Below are 18,414 nucleotides of genomic sequence, written 5' to 3' on the forward strand. Positions count from 1 at the left end.
TCCATTCATATTAATACACCACGCTGTTAAGATTTTCTTTATTTTAACATATTCATGTCCTTTTCTCCAAATTGGTACAAATGGGGTATATAAGGGAATTAGTAGAACATATTGATGTGAACCAAAACCAAATAGATTTGTTAATAAAAAGGATTACGAATTATATATAAGAATACAAGCTTGCTGGGGTTGTCTTTATATGGTGATTTTTACAATTATGATTTAACAGATATTTTTAATGCATGCAAGGAGCGTGGTATAATTTAGTCATAGATATGGATTGCAACCAACAATCTATGGAATATTTTTATAAATATTATGAGCAATTTAGTTTATATAGAATATCTATTTACTCATTAAATAATGAGAAGAATAATCACTTTTTTACTTCCAATTATTTAGAAGTAATTAATGATTTTGTTACACACGAAAATGTAAAAAAATCAGGTGAAGTGTTAATAATACCGATTACAAAGGAAAATATTAACGAACTACCCTCAATTGCTTTATTCGGAAGCGAAAATGATTTTAAAGTGAATCCGTTAATATTGCCTGATAACAGGTTAATTCCTTTTTCCAATATTTTAACTAACAAAGAATATAACTCTTGTATCAATACAATAAAAGAATTACTAAATATATATGGGGGAAATATATATTTAGACATTCCTAGTGGATTCGATATAATTGGAAAACAAGCGATACGCTCAGGGTTTCGGTATTCTGCGGATATATGTTCGGATGAGGGTATACGTTTATGTGAATTTTCTAGGAATAGATATTATATAGATATCAATCAATTAGATGGCTTCTGGGCACAATATGATGAATCTAAGTACATGGGAAATCAGTAGCATTGCATTAAGTTAATTTTAATTTGTCAAGCCCAATTTTATGTTAAATTTCATCTTTTTGGATATAAAAAAACTCCTTATAATTAGGATTGGCAGTCCTATCCAAATCCTAAGAATAAGGAGAAACCATTATGGATAAGAATACCACAGAATCCACAATAAATGAACTATTTAAAGAGATCGATCCAATAACTTTTTCAAAACTAATTAATGTGATTGACGTTGACAAATACATTAAAAAATTAACGGCGTATAAGTTTTTACAACTTTGTATCATCGCTCAGTTAAACGAATTGGAAAGCTTAACAAAATTGGCCAAACATTTGAAAGACAAGGAAGAGTTGCAGACATATCTGGAATTTGATGCAATTAGTACTTCGCAACTTTCTCGCAAATTAGGCCAATTATCCCCTCAACTGTTTGAAAAAGTATTTAAATATCTGGTCTTAAAGATCCAAGGGCAAATGAAAAATGCCCCGATCATCCGAAACATTGGTCGTCTTCTGGTCATTGATTCTACCACGATGAGCATGAGTTTGAGCCAATATCCATGGGCAACTTTTCGTAAGACAAAGGCTGGTGTTCGACTCCATTTAAAGGTTGTTGTAACGAAGGATATCACTGTTCCGGATCAAGGGATTATCTTACCCGCGAAACATGCCGATCGCACACAGATGGACGAACTCATTGAAATCGATCCAAATGCGATTTACTTGTTTGATCGAGGGTATGTCGATTACAAACAGTTCGACCGCTTATGCCGAGAAGGGGTGCGATTCATTACCCGGCTTAAAAAGAACGCAGAGATTGAAGTTTTATCGGAACGGATTCCCAATCCAGAACGTTTGATTTATAGGGATCAGATTGTCATTTTAGGAAATGACCGTAATCATACCAAAATGACTCATCCTCTCCGATTGATCGAAACGGTCGACAGCGAAGGGAATCCCGTGATCATCATAACCAATTGCTTTGATCTTTCTGCGGAAGAGATTGCAGATTTATACCGATATCGCTGGAAGATAGAGACCTTCTTTAAATGGATGAAACAGCACCTTAAGATAAAAAGATTTTATGGAAAAAGTCAAAATGCCGTTTACAATCAAATTTGGATCGCCCTAATCACCTATTGCTTACAGGCCATGCTCCAATTAAAAGTGAATCACGATGGTCCTTTATTAGAGATCAAGCGAACTTTACAGAATCTGCTTTTTAAAGGTTTTGACTGTTTTGTTCGCTCCCTTTTTAAAAAGCCAATTCGAACGTCCAACGGTCGGAAAAAATACCATTGGGAAAAAGATTTTGAAACCATCGTGTACCAATTTGAAGAAGGGGAGGTGGAACACCTAGACGATTTAGTTTATGATCCAATGTTTCTGTAATATATTACCAAATTGTGGAAATGGACTGCCGATTAAGACGTCATTGTCCTTTTAAGCTTGCTTAGAAAGATTGTATGTCTGAATATTCAGTTACATGAAATAACTGGAATTTTTATTGAGCTTGACAAACATTAAATTTTTTTATGCAACGCTACTGTCTGTATTATGTATAATGTATACACAAAGAAAATACTGAATTGATTAAATATTATATAAATTAATAATATTAGAAATACAATAAAAGAGGATGATAGATTTATGGACGGAATTAAATTAGAACCCATAAAAGAAAAAACCACACAAGAAATGGTTTATAAACAAGTTAGAGAAGCTATTTTAAATGGTGGTATTACAAAATTCATAAAATGACGTGTACCTATAAAGTAAATATTAAATAAATACCTAGAAATAATCAAAACATAAGGTGTCTTAAAAAACCTAATCCTAAAGCTTTTATATCTCTTTTAAACAATCTAAAGTACACCCACTATATAAAGAGCCATTTCGCTAAACTTTCTAAATTTCTTTTAATAATTGTGATATACGTCCACTTGATAGACCTAATTCTTGGGCTATTTCAACTTGTTTTAATCCCTGTTCATGTAAAGCTTTTACTTTGTTTATTGTTTCTTGTTTCTTCGCTTGTCTTGGTGTTAAACCCGCTTTATTACGCCTGTTTTGCCTTCTTCGTTTGTTGTTTCTATCATACTTCTCACGTTGCGAAATGATTGTTTTAAGATGTTTCTGCTCTTCTGGTGTAATCTTATATAATTCTATCAAAGTATCATTCTTATAGTTATAACCTTTCGTTTTATCTTCTAAATGTTCATAATAAGCCCTTACAGACGATTGAACATAGCTTTTAACGCTTTTTTCAGGTAATGGATCTATAAATCTATCATTAAGGTTCAAAGTTTTATATAACGCCACTTGTTCATTTCGATGAATATGCAACATGAAATAATGGTAAACAAATAGAATATTATTGCGCATGCCTTTTAAATCATAGTTTCTTAACTCACATAAGGTTTCTATATCACTTGCACGTGCCTTATAAAGCGTGTAAATGTTGAAAAGATACTTAATATTCCTCTTTCGTTCAGAGTTACTTATAGTTTTGTTTTTAATTTTCTTGTAGTCTTTATTTCTATAAATCTCAAACGGATCTACGAATTGCTGGAACATAGACATTGTATAAATTGCTTCAGGATTAAAATAAATTACTTTAACACGTCTATTTGCTTGTATATGCAACGAATTAGGAACCCGTAATACTCTAGCTATATCCTTTGCACTTGGATCCGCACCAACATCTTTAAACAGCTCATAAATATACTGTTGAATGTGCTGATAAAGGGATTTTGTTTGCTTATAAATTCCTGGAACATCTTCAATCTTCCAAATGACGTATAATCCACGACCTGAATCAATCACAAATGTAGGCTCAACTATACGATCTGTATTTATAAAGAAATCAATCGCATGGAAAACATCCTCTTTAGAAATACCTACGTTGTAATAGTCAATATCAACGAAAAACGCATTTAAATGGCGTACAGAACGTATTCTTCGTTCAGGTTTATAGAATGTATTGATAGATACATAGCAATTCGTATTTAAATTTACCTTGCTTGTCCACTTTGAAATAGGAACATTACGCTCTTTCCAATGTTGATCTTTTGTTGCAACAGATACATACCCGCCCTCATCACCTTTAGGGTACATTGTTTCACTGTATTCGCTCAAAGTTATTGAAAAGGTATCAAAGTTTTTTTAAATATCTTTATTTTTTGGTAAATAGTCCTTATAATAGTAATAAAATGAAAAGGAGGTACTAATATGCCATCACCTAAAGATACAAAAGGTCCTATTGTTAAAACAGGTCCTACTGCCGGAAATAATAGAAGTAGAAATCAAGATGGAACATGGAGAAAAAAGCGTTCTGATGCCGGATCTACTAGAAAAGAGAAATGAAATATTCTAGATGATTTTTTAAGATTAACGAAACAATCTTACTATCCCAACTTACCATAATTCTCCTTATCGTAAACCAAAGAGCATATTAATTTGGGATTGAATCAATGTGCTCTTTGGTAAGAGATTATCTATTTTCATACATTTTTTATACTGAACCTACACTACAAGCTTCAAAATCCTGCTTTATTTGTCTAAAAACCTCACCTTTTCCTAGGGTCAACATCCCCTTAACATTCTCAGCTATAAAGAATTTAGGTTTTGTTTCTATTAAGCAACGAATAAAATGGATATACAAAAAATTCCTTGGGTCATCCACCAAACGTGGACCTGCCTCACTGAACCCAGGACATGGGAATCCCCCCAAAACAAGATCACCAGCGGGAAATCTTTTAACCTTTTTAATATCTGTTCTATGTAAAAAAACATCATCACTAAAATTCATTTTATAAGTTTCCAAGGCTTCCTTAAAATTATCTATTGCATAAGAATGATGAAAAACACCTTTATCTCGGATAGAATCAAATAATTCCTTGTCTTTTAAATAATTATCTACTTTACTCTTTCCAAATACATAATCTAACCCTGCTAATTCAACCCCAAAGTCAAGACCACCTGCCCCTGAAAATAACGAAACTATATTAGCTTTCTCCCTATCCAAAACGTAAGCGTAAAGTAATCCCCACCTGTATTCAGATGGGGATTTCATGTATGCTTTATTTAGATTTTTTAGGAACACGGCATTCCTGCGGAAGCGTCGGTGACCATGGCAGGAATTCAGCTAATTTTGTTTTATCTGTCGTATCTATATTGGGAAGCTCTTGAAACAGATAGCTAAGGTAGTTGAATGGATCCAACTCGTTTTCCTTGGCTGTCTCCACAACACTATAGATGATCGCACTGGACCTTGCTCCTTTTGACGTATTACTGAAGAGCCAGTTTTTGCGACCGATCACAAAAGGTTTAATTGACCGTTCCCCGCGATTATTATCGATCTCCAAACGGCCGTCCTCTAAAAATGCCTCCAACCGCTCCCATTGGTTACGACAATACTTGATCGCTTTGCCAAGTGCGCTTTTTGGCAGTACGCGCGGCATTTGCTCTTTAAGCCATGACAAAAAAGCCTCAAGCACGGGTTTGCTGTGCTCCAGCCGTGCTTGATAGCGCTCCTCTGGACTTGCATCTTTAAGCTTGCGCTCAATTTCAAAAAGTTTATTGCAATAGGCCAGACCTTCCTTTGCTTTGACGGTGGAAGTGCTCGCCGATTCAGGCAGTGCCTGCAGGGCTTCTGTGAATTTGCGGCGGGCATGGGCCCAGCACCCGACCAATTTCACATCGGGGAGGACGTTATAACCCGCATACCCGTCCACATGCAAATATCCCCGGAAGCCGTCCAAAAAACGGCGTGGGTGCTTGCCTGCACGGGTTTGCTGGTAATCGTATAAGACGATTGGTGTATCCCCGCGACCGGTACGATAAAGCCATATGTAGGAAGTCGACGTCGCTGGCCGGTCCGGTTCAGACAGGACCTGCAAGGTTGTCTCATCCGCATGCAGACGATCCTTCTGTAGGAGGTGCTCATGCATCTCATCGTAAATGAGGCTAAGCCAAGTTTGAGCCCCATAAATGGTCCAATTGGCCAGCGTTTGCCGAGGTATGGACACGCCAAAGCGTTCCAGTTGTTTCTCCTGGCGATACAGGGGCATACCTTCTACGTATTTTTGTGTCATGGTATAAGCCATTGACGACGGAGACGCTAGGCTTCCAGGGAAAACAGGTTCCGGCATCTTCGCTGTCACAATAGGTGTGTTCAGTTCATGACGCTCACAGTGACGGCAGCTATATACATGACGCACATGTTCGACTACTTTCACTTGGGCAGGAATGACTTTCAATTCCTTGCGTACTTCTGTGCTCATTTCATGCATAGCACCGCCACAGCACGAACAGACCTGTTCCTCATCAGACAAACGGTATTCGATCGTCTCTGTAGGCAGGTTTTCAAGCATGCGTTTGCGTTGGCCGTGTTGTTTCTTGCGTCTATATGTCATCGTCTCAACGGTGGGCTCTTCCATAGCTGGATCAGCCGTGGACTCGGCTTCGTTGAAAAGGGAGAGCTGGTCCGGATGGGTCTTCTCGCTGGAAGCTCCGAATAGGCGTTGCTGGCTGAGGCGGAATTGTTCCTCATACCATTTTAATTTCGCTTCCAACTCTTCCTTTTCCATTTGGAGCTTTTCGTTGAGCGCTTTGTAATATTCAATTGTGCCTTTTGAAGTCTGCGCTGATTTTTCCATATGTCCAGTATACGGAAAAGAATCCAACTTGCCTAGTATCGAATTCTTTTTTTATTTATTTGTTTTATAGAAGGATGCGTGCCTTCACTTCCTGATGCGCTTGCTTTTGTTCGATTGGCAAGCCGTCCAGCAGCCAGCGCAGCTGGCGTGAACTGATAGACATGGGCGCTGTATCATTCTCCGACGGCCAGTGGAACGTCCCTTTTTCCAGACGGCGATAATGAAGCCAGAAGCCGTTATGTTCCCATTGAAGAATCTTTAACTTGTCCCGTTTCCGGTTACAAAACACGAATAAGCACGGAGAAAAGGGATCGAGTTCAAAGCATTCCTGTACAATAGCGGCCAGTCCGTCAATCGATTTGCGAAGATCCGTACTGCCACGCGCCAGATAGACACGTTCAAACGGGGAATTCATCAACATTGGTGTTGCAGCACCCGAATCACATCGGTTAATAGATCCAGATTGGCACCGGGCCGTACTTCAACGGAGATCGCATCAACGTGTAAAAAGATCGGACCTTGACCTGAAGAGGGCAAGGATTCTTCTACCTGAACAGCCAGCCACTGCGTCTGGACAGGCGTTTCAGTGCAACTGCCACCGCGGGAGAACTGCCTCACCCAATAGTACATTTGGTGAGTTTTGATTCCTTGATCCCGGCACCACTCCGCTATACTCTGTCCACTCTCTTTCCAGGCATCATATCGTGCTTTCCATTCTATTCTTTTTTCTTTTAGGGTCATGGCAAAACCTCCCGAATCATTCTAAGAAGATTATCACACGGATGACCTATGATCGGAATGTGGGTTTTATTTGACGCTTACTTTTTTTGCTTATTAATTCGAATATACATAGCACTAATAGTATAACATATATTACATATTATTGGATATACAAAAGTTATCCACATAACACTACATAATGATTATATTTTCGATAAAAAAAGTGGATAACTATTGGTATAATCACCTTTAGTTATCCACATGTAGTGAAATGGTGTCAAACTTGAGTCAAGAATAATATTGTATTTCCTATAGCTTATGAAATCAGTATCTACAGGTTCACATGCTTCAGCATATCCTACATAATTGTCTTCAACTTTAATTAACACTAGGTCATAGTCGTAATTAAACACCTCTATACTATTATCATCCCTCACAGTAGCAAATAATAGCTCTAATTGACTAGGAATTTTCGATAGGTCTGTTTCTTCAATTTCAACATAGGCTATAAGAAAATCTGCATCCTTCAAATGGATATCTTCAATAGTTTGATCAGGATTTTTCGCAATTTGCCCATAAATACTTACTTCATTAAACCTATATTCATGATTCACCAAAGCAAGATCAAGCAGAATTGCAGAACATACATTATCGATACAATCTGATATAAAATTGCATATTTCATTACATTTATCATTTATCTTAACATCTTCAAATGTCATACCATTTTTTACAAAACCTTCAATAAAAGCTATCATTTTATCGTCAAAAAGATTAAATCCTATAGTTGTAGGAATATCCATAATATGTTTAATTCTATTATTTGATTTTCTTAAATAAGTGAATTCCGATGCATTGCTAATATTCGCAAAAACCCTTTCAACATTTTTTGTTGTCTGAAAACCAGCAATTCTATTTTTTTTATTACTACCTGAATCCGTGATGAATTGAAATCGACTTTGATTTTGTTGTAATTTTGATGGATTGATAATCCATAAAACCCCTTTTATGCTTATGACCTATGTCATCTCTATTTCCGAAAATGGAACAAATCTCTTTTTTAGGTATACGAACCAAAAAAATAGACAAAAAAGCACAGGGAGTGACGTTGGACATCAGTTCCCGAACATTCGTTCGTTATCTTACCTCTCTCCATTTCTGATAGACGTTCAGTAGGGGCTCGCTATAGCCACTCCTTCGCGTCAGTTTCATCCAGATCTGTCGTGATCGACGGACGAGTCGCCCTGCCATCGTGATCACCGTCTGAATAATCGTCTTGATGCGGCGGCGTTTCACTTTGTGGTGCAACGGATGTCTCGGATCGCTTAATAGATCTTGTCCAATCAGACGAAGAAGATTGTAAACGAAGGCTCCCATGACCAACACGAGCGCATTCGTTTTCATCTTCCCAGATGGAAGCCGCTCTAAATCTAAGTCGCTCTTCAGTTCGCTATGAAACTGTTCGCATGTCGCATGGTCATGATACAACGCGAGCACATCGCTCATTCGAACATGCTCGTATCCTTTGAGCCGCACCCAATAGCTTTCCACTTCATAATCAGGAACGAGCATCAGCTGTCCATTGCGTTCCATCGTCCGTTCCGTCACTTGGGTGACTTGAACGTACGTATACGTGTTTCCATCGATCGCTGCCTTCTGTGGAAGGCATAGCTCATAGGTTTGTACTCCTTCGCTTTGTCCATCATCGACACGTTTGCCCTTTTGCGAAGCGATCCGGAACCAAAGCGCTTTCGATTCTCGGCGTAAGTTTCGCTTGATGACAAAGTCCACGTCTTCCTTTAGGCATACGTGCACATTCGCTTCTGCATCGTTTCCTGCATCCATGCGAACAAGCAGACGAGATGAAGTCAGTTGACGAGCTCGACGGATAGCGGTGACTAAAAACGAGGGCATGTTGTCTTGCACATGTTGTTTCCCTGGACGCAACTCGGCATGAACGAGATACCCTTCCTTCCCTGCATACGCAAACAACGGTGTAAAACCGTCAAATCCTTTATACGTTCGACTGACTCCTTCTTTTTTCGTATCGGAGTTGTCAAATGGGGAACCATCTATATCAAGGGGAAGCCATGTCGTCTTTCCTTTGGTCCAACAAGGGGACAAAGTGGCATGTCGTTGAATCAACAGACGTATGGACTCCTCCCAAAGAATCGTTTCGGTCATCGGAAGACAAGCGAGCTGATCGAGTCGTTGTCGCAAGGTTGGAGAGGAAGGCACGTGCTGAATCCCCATCGATGCCGAAAAGATATCGTCCTGACGATACGCTTCGATATGATCGAAATCCGTTTTTCCTGTGGCAAGCAAGCCAATCATCGAGCGAATGACATCGCTATGGGAAATGTGCACTTCTCGACGAACCGTTGGAAGCCGAAGTGCGTTTACCCGTTTATCCAGTTTCGTTCGATGGAGTAAGTAGCCAACGAGAGCAAGCCCAGCACTTGGGGTAATCGCTTCATCTGTCAATACAAACCGAATCGGGAAATCTTTCATCACATCACCTACTTGATGAAGAATCGTCAACGTCGTTTTCCCTTATCGTATCAACGGTTTGCGACCATTGTAAAGATGTTTTGTCACGGATTCAGGTACTATAAAGGAAACCAAAATCCACCATATCTTTAGGAAACTGAGGGTATAATAAAGCGCAATTTACTACTTGTGCTAAGGAATCTAAAATATTGTTAGCATACTGAATAATATCCTTTATATACTTTGAGATTAAAAATGATAAACTTGTTTTATATCCAAATATTTCAAATGAATCGTCTAATAATGTTATTGAGGCACTTCCTTTATTTTTAAGATCATAATTAATTTTTGAACGATACTCCATGATTCTTCTATCATATTCAGTTGTTAATTCATATATAAAATTATAAAATCTCTACAATGCTCTAATGTTTTGAAATTATACAGTACATTATCAATAAATTGATTTGCATCTGCAACCTTTTTATTTACAAATTCTTTTTTCAGCTCATGAAAATTGGTTTGCAAATTTTTTCACCTCTATTTTTAGGAATATTTGATATATAGAATTTCACTAGCGTTGCATTAATTTAATTCGAAAATTCCGAATTGAAAAAAGTCCATAAAAAAATCCTTTATAATGGATGGTACAGGTGGTCCCTGTCCAAATCCAATATAAAGGATGAAGCCTATGGACAAGGATACACTATTTTCTTCATTTGGTAAATGGGTCACTCCTCTCAATTCTGTTAAATTTACACAAAGAATTGAAGAGATGAAACAAGATAAATATACGAAAAAATTAACCACAAAAGCGTATTTACTTTTGTTTTTGCATGCTCAACTTCAACAACGAGAAGGACTGCGCGCCATCGCCGATGATGCGTTACTGGATGATTTTCAGCGAGAATTAGGATTGACATCTATTAGTGCTTCACAACTTTCTCGAAAACATCGCCAAGTAAAACCCGAATTGCTCGCAGAAATCTTTCTGGATTTAGTGAATCAAATCCGCCAGATGTCCACGAATTCCTCCAGTCAGGTGAGTGGCTTAAAAATCGTGGATTCTACGACCATTTCACTGAATCTGAAAAAATATCAATGGGCTACGTTTCGCAAAACGAAGTCGGGAATTAAGGTTCATTTACGACTGGTGTTTGTCAATGAAGATACGGTTTATCCGGAAAAAATGGTCATGACCCCAGCAGGGAACAATGATCGAACACAAATGGAACAACTGATCGACGAAACAGATGCCATGTACGTGTTTGATCGTGGTTATGTAGACTACGAAAAGTTCGATTATTACTGTGATAAAGGCCTCTTTTTCGCCTCCCGTCTGAAAAAGAATGCCTATGTTCGATTTCTTGAATCGTTCTCTGTCCCATCCAATTCCTCTATTTTATCTGATTCGATGGTGGTCATTGGGACACCACAAAAACGAACGGAAAATGTCTTTCGATTAATCGAAACATTCGATTCGGACGGGAATCGAATTCGAATCATTACGAACCGATTCGACCTAGATCCAGAAGAACTTGGTGATATCTATCGTTCTCGATGGGCCATTGAATTATTTTTTAAGTGGATTAAGCAACGTTTAACACTCAAACATCTTTATGGAACGAGTCCAGAAGCTGTAGAAAATCAGGTTTACTTAGCTCTGATTTCTTACTGTTTACTCATTCTTATTCAACTTGAAATGAAATCGAAACATTCTCTCACCCAGATTTATCGTTGGCTTCGCGTTTTTCTTTGGAAACCAAGTACCGTGTGGGTGGAACGAATTCAACGGGAATGAGTTGAAAAAAGTCGGCGAAGCGCAGTAGCCATGTAACAATAAAACAAATACATTTATTACCAAATGGATAGTGATCACCTTTAGTTGGTTACTGCCTTGTTTTTCGTTTATCATAAAATATTTTATTCAGAAAATTCTGCATAAAATGTTTTTATTTTTTATGCAACGCTACTGATAGAATTTATACACCTAACTTAATTAACTGTACTCCTACTATTAACTGGAATATTTTCCTCTTGTTGATTCATTACATCATGTGGTAATGCATCTATACTTCCTAGAAATGCATAATACTGTTCTTCATCGTTTCGTCGAATAGAGTCAAGAATAATAATTGCATTTTTTTTGAATTCCGGGATGTCGATTGGTTTAAATAGTCTATCTGGTTGATTCTCCCCATGTGAAAATTCATTATTAATTCGATTTAAAAACGAAACGAATTCCAGTTTTTCACCAAAGAATTCACGTATTCTTTTATCATTTTTCATATTAAAATCAGGGTACTTAAAAAACATATAAGTTTCTATAAATTTACGAGCCGTATTAGGAAATGAATAAAATACTTGATAATTTTCGTCTGATTGATCCTCTGTTGCCACCCTATATATCTGGTGGAATAAAAATATAAATTCTGTTGAATATGTTTGCAAATAAGTCGGCATTCTCGTAATAATACTTGTTGCTTCACCGTTAGCAGTTAATTTTTTTTCAATTAAATAATATTTATTCTTATATTTTTTGTTGTTTGTAGGAGTTGTGAGTTTCTGTAAATACTTTAATAAATCTAAATTATGTGTTGATATAAAAACTTGTTTATAGTTTTTACTAGCTATTTCAGAATCTATTAAACTAAAAACATAAAAAATATGATTAGAGTCTAGACTTGAAATTGGATCGTCAATGAAAATTGTATATTCTTCAATATTTGAAATATCTTTTAAGGTTGCAAGGAAATAACAAAATGCTATTAGACTTTGCTCCCCTTCACTTAAATTTTTTGCTTTTTGATTATTCCTTTTCACAACAAATTTTGAAATCTTCTCACTAGCTCCTTCTTCAATATCTAAATATAGTTCAGGATGACCGAGGAATGACTTTAAATAATTATTTACAAGTTTAACAGCATTCTTTTCATCCTTTAATGATGCTTCCAATTCTGCCTTTTTAAGAAGGCTTTCTTTTTCAATTTTCTCTAATTTTTCTTTTTCATTATTTATCTTTTGCAATAAATTTCTCTGGTTTTCAATTGCTGCTTTTTTCTGCTCATAGTTGATCAACTTTTTGAATAGATAAATCTCATGGTACCTTAATTTTTTCCTTGCTTCATTCTGCTTCTCTGTATATTTTAAGGTATATTCATTATTTTTATTTATTAAAATATTTATTTTTGATAATAATTTATTAGCTTTTAAATTAATGTCTCTATCTTTTCTTAATATATTTGAGGTAGAAAATAAATTTTTCCTTCTTTCTTCTAAAACACGATATACCTCGTCTAACTCTGAAACTGCTTCCTCTTTTAATAAATCTAATTCTCGCTCTATTAAATGATAATCTTCTTCAAAAATTGAATAGAAACTATATTTATTAAAAGGTAATTGGTAATTTAAAATATATTCTTTCTTTTCCTTAATTTGAGTCATTAATTTTTCTAGATTTTCAGTGAATTCTTCAACTTCCCTTGTAAAATGTCTATCTAATTCTTCCCAACGAGAAACGTCTATTTTATTTCCACAAAATGCACATTCTTCTGAAATACCTTTATGAAGACCAATCCCTTCTCTAACCCATTCTTGTAGGTCATTATTATTAGCTAATGATTCTATTATTTTACTGGGTTTAAGGCTCATTGAAAGTAATAATATTGCTTTGTCTATAAGTTCCATATAATCAAAATCTAATATTGAACATTGAGACACTATTTCTTTAATATTTTCCTTAATAGCATTTTCAAGTTCTTTCTTTTCTTGTTCTTCTAATAATGAAGTAGCAAAATGAATTTCTTTTTCTATATCCCTTATGTCATATTGCTTTTTTTGATCAGCTAAAAAAAGGTTCGGATTATTCCTAATCTGACTCGCCTTTTCCCTTAATATTTTTGATAATTCTTTTTCTAACTTATCGAGAACTTTCTTGTTTTCATTATATTTTTTATTTAAACCATGATCAGGGTTATATAATTTTTCCCTAATTTCTTGGATTTTCTTTTCTTCTTGTTCAATTTTATATTGAATTTCAATATTTTCCTCACCTAATATTGTAAAGGGTAATATATCCCCATTTTCATCGTATAAAAAGCTAAGGTTATCTTTTTTAAAGTCAGCATTATAAACTCTAATATTATAAGGACCATCATCTAAATCTAATTGAGTTATTTGTCTACCATCATCAAGAGTAATTATAAATTTTCCATTATTAAAGTCTTTATGGAGTTTTCCTAATTCAAGACTTCTTATTATTCTTGAAAATGTAGTTTTACCAGCATAGTTTCTTCCATAAATAATGTTTCGACATCCGAACCCTTCATCCGAATCATCTCCAAATATATCAACCCATCTATAATTTTTATAAGGACCGTATTCTAGAATATCAATTTTTCTTATCATCTAAAAAATTCCTCCTATTTTTTACGATAGAGAGGTGGTTTACTTAATATCTACGAACAAATTTAAAATCACTTTTTACATTCCAATATAAAACAAGCAGAAGCACCCCTTGGATATAATGCTTCTGCTTTTCTAAGTTGCCGTTAAATATTTAAATTAAACTAGGCAGTATTAGTAATTATAGAACAAGGATAATATGTATTCTTACCAAGAACTTATAGTAAATTATTATTAGTAATTTCTATTTTTATCTTACAATAAATACATAGTATTTCCAATATGGTACCGTCAAGAATTTTGTGTAATGCAAGATAGGTATCTCTGAAATGGATTTGGAATGGATAAGGGACTCGTTTCCTCCACACATAAGACTGAATATTCAGTACCCTTTGTAGAAAAGGAGAATCCCCTTATCATATACATTTACATTATTTGGTTAATTGTAACGTTCTTCAAACATGCGTTGGAGGGCTTCCTGCGCTTCGGCAAATCCTCACAACTTTCGTCCTGCCCTTTCTCATTAAAGTCCTAGATGGTTAATACACGACTTTTTCTGCAGACTCTAAACTGCTTAAACTGTTCATCGGCTTTAGACGTTTCCGAATCTCCTTGATCGTTCGTTCGATAGTATTGGTTGTGTAAATCACATTTCGAATACAGCTTGGATCATCCATAAATGTAAGGAGAACATCCAACTCATTGGCCCAAGATTGAACTTCTCTTGGATATTTGCCGGACCATTTCGACTCAATATGGGCTATCTACACAACATTTATACTCGTTTCGTTCTATATGTATAAGAAATATAAGGCATCTTCAAGACGTTTCCAGCCTCAAAGATGCCTTAACACCGAAGAAAAACAAAATATATTGAAACGTTAGCAACAACCCCAACGGCTAACCAGATATCACAAAGAACGCTTTTGCTACGCCCCCACAATATCTTCCGAATTCCGGTTAATCTCATCGATAATACTAATAATCTTCCGCGCGTCATCCATGTTGTCTTTAAAGAGTTCAACAATGCTGCCGATGGTTTTAAACGGTTCTTCCTGCAGCACCCGCTTGTCCATGACTCCGTTTTTCACAAAGTAATCGACGATCAATTTGACAAAACGGCTTTGTTGGATGTTCAATAGTTCGCTTGATAAAAATTCGGAAAACGCTTCGTTGGCGGCCTGTGGGTCAAGGCCGACGATTTGGCGGACAAGTTTTGTAATCGGTGTGTCTCCGAATTCTCTTTTATAATCTTCCTGTGTGCCAAGCTCATTCCAAAGAATATGCTCCAACGTTTTTAAGTCTTGGACTGTTAGCTTTTTATTATTTCGCAGCTTATAAATGGCCATCTGGTCGCGGTGTTCGTGCAGATAATGTTCCACCTTTTTCCGATAATTTTTCAGATCATTGACAGTAAACATCGGACCGTTTTCTTTGACCTCTAAAACTTGGTCTTTAAAGTTCGTATAGTAAATTTTTTGCGTTTCTTTTTCAAGGAATTTAACTAAGTCACGCAACGCTTCGCGAACAGCTTCCAATTCGAAAATATCGGCTTCGCTCCAAAACTCTTCCGTTTGCACCTTTTCGATGATGTATTTTTGCTCCATCACTTGAGGAATCGAACCGAGTTTCGACAATGCCTCTGCAGTACGAATCACACTCCGAATCGGCCTCGTCGCATTTTTCGTTTGCAGTTTTGCCAACTCAATCGTGTACATAAGCAAATCAAAACGTTTCGCCAATTCATCATCGTTTAGCGGAACAATCAGCGGCGAAATATGTTCTTTGATTTCATTAACATCTATCGCTGTTAAGGAGTCCCATTTAGTCCGGTTTTTAAACTTGTGTACGTATTGAATATGTTGGCGTACGCGGAAGTTTTCTTCGTTTAACTTATTGATTTCCGCTAGCACCTCGTCAATCAATTCATTGCGATAGGCAATATACTCTTCTTCTTGGTATTGTAAATGCTGCAGTTCTTTAATGATTTCGATTTTGGCATTAAATAGACGCTCCGTTAAGCTTTCCACCGCTTTTCCTTCGATTCCTTTCGGATTTTCCCGGAAAAACTCAAAGTTGCCGCAATAGTCAAAAATAAGGAAATGCGTTTTATCTTGTCCGACTCCGAATAAGTCTTTGCATAAACGGGTTCCGCGTCCAATCATTTGCCAAAACTTTGATTTGGAGCGTACCTTTTTAAAGAACACAAGGTTGACGACTTCCGGAATATCCACTCCAGTATCGAGCATATCGACCGATACCGCAATTTGCGGCAATTTGTTGCGGTCGGAAAAATCATCGATTAATGTTTGGTAGTAGTTCACGCTGTAATCAATGACCCGTGCAAAGCCTCCCTTGTATTCAGGGAACAATTGATCAAAGCGCTCCACAATCCGTTCCGCATGGCGATGGTTTTTCGCAAAAATAATCGTTTTGCCGAGTTTGTCCCCGCCTTCTACGCGAATTCCTTTTTCCATTAAATCTCTGAGTACCGTATCAATCGTATCGTCATTAAACAGCCATTCATTTAACGCGGCACTGTCAATATCCTCGCCTACTTCATCATCAAATGTTTCTTCATATCGTTCTTTTTCTTCATCAGATAACTCATCGTAATGAATGCCCTCTTCAAGAAATTTAAGCTTTGTTTCAATGGTACGATAATCCACTAAATAGCCATCTTGAACCGCTTGATCTAACTCATAGGCATAGGTCGGCACGCCGTTTTCCAGATCAAACACTTCATACGTATTGCGGTCAATTTCATCTTTTGGTGTGGCGGTAAGCCCAAGCAATATCGCGTCAAAATAGTCAAAAATTGCTCGGTACTTCTTGTAAATACTGCGATGGGATTCATCGACGATAATTAAATCAAAATGCCCGACGGTAAAGAGACGTTTGCCGTCTTTTCGTTTCGCTTCGTCAATCGCGTTCATCATCGTCGGGTACGTCGAAAACACCATGCGGCTTTCCTCTGGATTGTCTTTGTTATCGAGCAAATTGCAAAGCGTCAAGTTCGGCAACAAATGGCTAAAACTATTTTTCGCTTGCGTTACAAGCGTTTTGCGATCCGCTAAAAACAAAATATTTTTTACCCAATTATGACGGGTAAGAACATCGACAATCGAAATCGCCGTCCGGGTTTTGCCGCTCCCCGTCGCCATGACAAGCAACGCTTTGCGCCGTTTATTCTCGAGCGCGTCGCATACGGCTAAAACCGCTTCTTTTTGGTAATAGCGATTCGTTATGTTGTCATTGATTTGCACATTTTTTAGCGGCTTCTTCATCGTCCGACGATCAATAAGCAAGCTTAATTCTTCCTTATTGTAAAAGCCGGAAACCTTCCGCGCCGGATAGTTAAGGTCGTCCCAAATATACGTTTCAAAACCGTTTGTGTAAAAAATAATCGGACGTTGGCCGTGCATTTTCTCAATGCAGTCGGCGTACAATTTCGCCTGTTGCTTTCCTTTGTTCGGGTCAGCGGTTGTCCGTTTCGCTTCGATAACCGCAAGCGGCTTCCCGTTGTCGCCAAAAAGGACGTAATCGACATAGCCGACTCCTTCTTGATTTGGCATGCCAACGACAGGGTATTCCACAATAACGTCCTTTTTAAATTCCCAACCAGCAAGCTTCAAATCTAAATCAATATATTTCTTTCTTGTTTCCCATTCGCTCAGTTCATCGACTTGGAAGTGGTACTCTTTTGTATTCGCTTCCCGTTTGGCGGTGAGAAGGGCGCGGAGCTGTTCATTTTCTTTCATCATTTCTTCGAGACGTTTATCTTTGGAGCTTAACCGTTCGTATAAATCTTTTAATTCTTCCGGACGCTCGCGCTTTTCCTCTCCGATTGGCAGCAACGATTCATCAAAATCCGTAGCCGTATATTCATCGGAATAACAATAATCAATCCAAGACACAAACTGATGAAGATTATGCAGGGAAAGAATCGCTTCTTCCCTCGTAATCATCGAGTTCGTATGAACCGCGACATTTCCCAGTTTGACAATGTAACGCAACAACGGCAACAAGTCTTCATCAATAATGGACAAAAAGACGTTGTCATGAATCAAACTGGAAAGATTATCTTGATACGGAACTTTCAAAGCGCTGTCAAAGCTGTACACCCACTTAACGGCAAGCTCCAGCGCACGGCGCGTTAAAATCGCGCACGTCGCCGGACTCACAACTAAACTTTTCTCCGCTTCTAAACACGCATTCGTAAAACTCTCATAATGAGGTTTTCCTATTAAAAAACTAAAGTTGGATAACAACAAATACCCCTCCCTTAACCGAAAC

General features: G+C 37.1%; 14 protein-coding genes and 1 pseudogene. 4 read left to right on the forward strand and 11 right to left on the reverse strand.

The window, feature by feature from the left end; genetic code table 11:
- Positions 1 to 242: 242 nt before the first annotated feature.
- The gene (locus NSS70_RS18285) at positions 243 to 854 is read left to right on the forward strand and encodes a hypothetical protein (RefSeq protein WP_340882186.1); all 612 of its coding nucleotides are present in this window, start codon (positions 243 to 245) and stop codon (positions 852 to 854) included.
- Positions 855 to 985: 131 nt separating this feature from the next.
- A complete protein-coding gene (locus NSS70_RS18290) occupies positions 986 to 2,236 on the forward strand; it encodes an IS4 family transposase (RefSeq protein WP_339192832.1) in 1,251 nt (416 codons plus the stop codon).
- A gap of 516 nt (positions 2,237 to 2,752) precedes the next feature.
- Here NSS70_RS18290 and NSS70_RS18295 read toward each other — a convergent pair.
- Entirely contained in the window at positions 2,753 to 3,961 is a 1,209-nt protein-coding gene (locus NSS70_RS18295) for a hypothetical protein (protein WP_340882188.1), read from the reverse strand.
- 114 nt (positions 3,962 to 4,075) lie between these two features.
- On the opposite strand from NSS70_RS18295, the gene NSS70_RS18300 reads away from it, so the two are divergent.
- Positions 4,076 to 4,210 carry a hypothetical protein gene (locus NSS70_RS18300; RefSeq protein ID WP_340882190.1) on the forward strand — a complete coding sequence of 45 codons (135 nt, stop codon included), beginning with the start codon at positions 4,076 to 4,078 and terminating at the stop codon, positions 4,208 to 4,210.
- 148 nt (positions 4,211 to 4,358) lie between these two features.
- Here the strand turns inward: NSS70_RS18300 and NSS70_RS18305 are convergent, their stop codons facing one another.
- From NSS70_RS18305 to NSS70_RS18335, 7 genes are all read right to left on the reverse strand, one after another.
- Positions 4,359 to 4,919 carry a DNA cytosine methyltransferase gene (locus NSS70_RS18305; protein WP_340882194.1) on the reverse strand — a complete coding sequence of 187 codons (561 nt, stop codon included), beginning with the start codon at positions 4,917 to 4,919 and terminating at the stop codon, positions 4,359 to 4,361.
- A gap of 7 nt (positions 4,920 to 4,926) precedes the next feature.
- Positions 4,927 to 6,504 carry an IS66 family transposase gene (tnpC, locus tag NSS70_RS18310; protein ID WP_445290583.1) on the reverse strand — a complete coding sequence of 526 codons (1,578 nt, stop codon included), beginning with the start codon at positions 6,502 to 6,504 and terminating at the stop codon, positions 4,927 to 4,929.
- Positions 6,505 to 6,568: 64 nt separating this feature from the next.
- Positions 6,569 to 6,925 (reverse strand): IS66 family insertion sequence element accessory protein TnpB, encoded by a 357-nt coding sequence (gene tnpB, locus NSS70_RS18315; protein ID WP_048622526.1) that lies wholly within the window; start codon positions 6,923 to 6,925, stop codon positions 6,569 to 6,571.
- Positions 6,919 to 7,245 carry an IS66 family insertion sequence element accessory protein TnpA gene (gene tnpA / locus NSS70_RS18320; RefSeq protein ID WP_327848417.1) on the reverse strand — a complete coding sequence of 109 codons (327 nt, stop codon included), beginning with the start codon at positions 7,243 to 7,245 and terminating at the stop codon, positions 6,919 to 6,921. Before tnpA ends, tnpB begins: the two co-directional genes overlap by 7 nt.
- Before the next feature lie 182 nt (positions 7,246 to 7,427).
- Positions 7,428 to 8,027 carry a hypothetical protein gene (locus NSS70_RS18325; RefSeq protein WP_340882197.1) on the reverse strand — a complete coding sequence of 200 codons (600 nt, stop codon included), beginning with the start codon at positions 8,025 to 8,027 and terminating at the stop codon, positions 7,428 to 7,430.
- A 334-nt stretch (positions 8,028 to 8,361) separates the two neighbouring features.
- A complete protein-coding gene (locus NSS70_RS18330; RefSeq protein WP_340882478.1) occupies positions 8,362 to 9,735 on the reverse strand; it encodes an IS1380 family transposase in 1,374 nt (457 codons plus the stop codon).
- A 91-nt stretch (positions 9,736 to 9,826) separates the two neighbouring features.
- Positions 9,827 to 10,078: a hypothetical protein gene (locus tag NSS70_RS18335; protein ID WP_340882199.1), complete on the reverse strand. Its 252-nt coding sequence runs from the start codon at positions 10,076 to 10,078 to the stop codon at positions 9,827 to 9,829.
- Between the two features lie 327 nt (positions 10,079 to 10,405).
- On the opposite strand from NSS70_RS18335, the gene NSS70_RS18340 reads away from it, so the two are divergent.
- Complete coding sequence (locus NSS70_RS18340; RefSeq protein WP_144596560.1) at positions 10,406 to 11,515, forward strand: IS4 family transposase; 1,110 nt, start codon at positions 10,406 to 10,408, stop codon at positions 11,513 to 11,515.
- 194 nt (positions 11,516 to 11,709) lie between these two features.
- Here the strand turns inward: NSS70_RS18340 and NSS70_RS18345 are convergent, their stop codons facing one another.
- The 3 genes and pseudogenes from NSS70_RS18345 to NSS70_RS18355 all read right to left on the reverse strand — a co-directional run bounded on the left by NSS70_RS18345 (position 11,710) and on the right by NSS70_RS18355 (position 18,389).
- A complete protein-coding gene (locus NSS70_RS18345) occupies positions 11,710 to 14,121 on the reverse strand; it encodes an AAA family ATPase (RefSeq protein ID WP_340882202.1) in 2,412 nt (803 codons plus the stop codon).
- A 493-nt stretch (positions 14,122 to 14,614) separates the two neighbouring features.
- Positions 14,615 to 14,870: pseudogene (locus tag NSS70_RS18350) on the reverse strand (transposase); the annotation flags it as partial.
- Between the two features lie 177 nt (positions 14,871 to 15,047).
- Positions 15,048 to 18,389, reverse strand: coding sequence for a DEAD/DEAH box helicase family protein (locus NSS70_RS18355; RefSeq protein WP_340882204.1), 3,342 nt, complete (start codon positions 18,387 to 18,389; stop codon positions 15,048 to 15,050).
- Positions 18,390 to 18,414: the final 25 nt, after the last annotated feature.

Origin of the sequence: Aeribacillus sp. FSL K6-2848, assembly GCF_038004325.1 — a bacterium.
Lineage (GTDB): Bacteria > Bacillota > Bacilli > Bacillales > Aeribacillaceae > Aeribacillus > Aeribacillus composti.

What these genes read in the sequence shown, in the direction of transcription:
- NSS70_RS18325 (WP_340882197.1), bottom strand. Translation starts at nt 8,027, where the DNA reads ATGGATATTCCTACAACTATAGGATTTAATCTTTTTGACGATAAAATG.
- NSS70_RS18335 (WP_340882199.1), bottom strand. Translation starts at nt 10,078, where the DNA reads ATGGAGTATCGTTCAAAAATTAATTATGATCTTAAAAATAAAGGAAGT.
- NSS70_RS18295 (WP_340882188.1), bottom strand. Translation starts at nt 3,961, where the DNA reads ATGTACCCTAAAGGTGATGAGGGCGGGTATGTATCTGTTGCAACAAAA.
- tnpC (WP_445290583.1), bottom strand. Translation starts at nt 6,504, where the DNA reads ATGGAAAAATCAGCGCAGACTTCAAAAGGCACAATTGAATATTACAAA.
- NSS70_RS18340 (WP_144596560.1), top strand. Translation starts at nt 10,406, where the DNA reads ATGGACAAGGATACACTATTTTCTTCATTTGGTAAATGGGTCACTCCT.
- NSS70_RS18285 (WP_340882186.1), top strand. Translation starts at nt 243, where the DNA reads ATGCAAGGAGCGTGGTATAATTTAGTCATAGATATGGATTGCAACCAA.
- NSS70_RS18330 (WP_340882478.1), bottom strand. Translation starts at nt 9,735, where the DNA reads ATGAAAGATTTCCCGATTCGGTTTGTATTGACAGATGAAGCGATTACC.
- NSS70_RS18290 (WP_339192832.1), top strand. Translation starts at nt 986, where the DNA reads ATGGATAAGAATACCACAGAATCCACAATAAATGAACTATTTAAAGAG.
- tnpA (WP_327848417.1), bottom strand. Translation starts at nt 7,245, where the DNA reads ATGACCCTAAAAGAAAAAAGAATAGAATGGAAAGCACGATATGATGCC.
- NSS70_RS18300 (WP_340882190.1), top strand. Translation starts at nt 4,076, where the DNA reads ATGCCATCACCTAAAGATACAAAAGGTCCTATTGTTAAAACAGGTCCT.
- tnpB (WP_048622526.1), bottom strand. Translation starts at nt 6,925, where the DNA reads ATGTTGATGAATTCCCCGTTTGAACGTGTCTATCTGGCGCGTGGCAGT.
- NSS70_RS18345 (WP_340882202.1), bottom strand. Translation starts at nt 14,121, where the DNA reads ATGATAAGAAAAATTGATATTCTAGAATACGGTCCTTATAAAAATTAT.
- NSS70_RS18305 (WP_340882194.1), bottom strand. Translation starts at nt 4,919, where the DNA reads ATGAAATCCCCATCTGAATACAGGTGGGGATTACTTTACGCTTACGTT.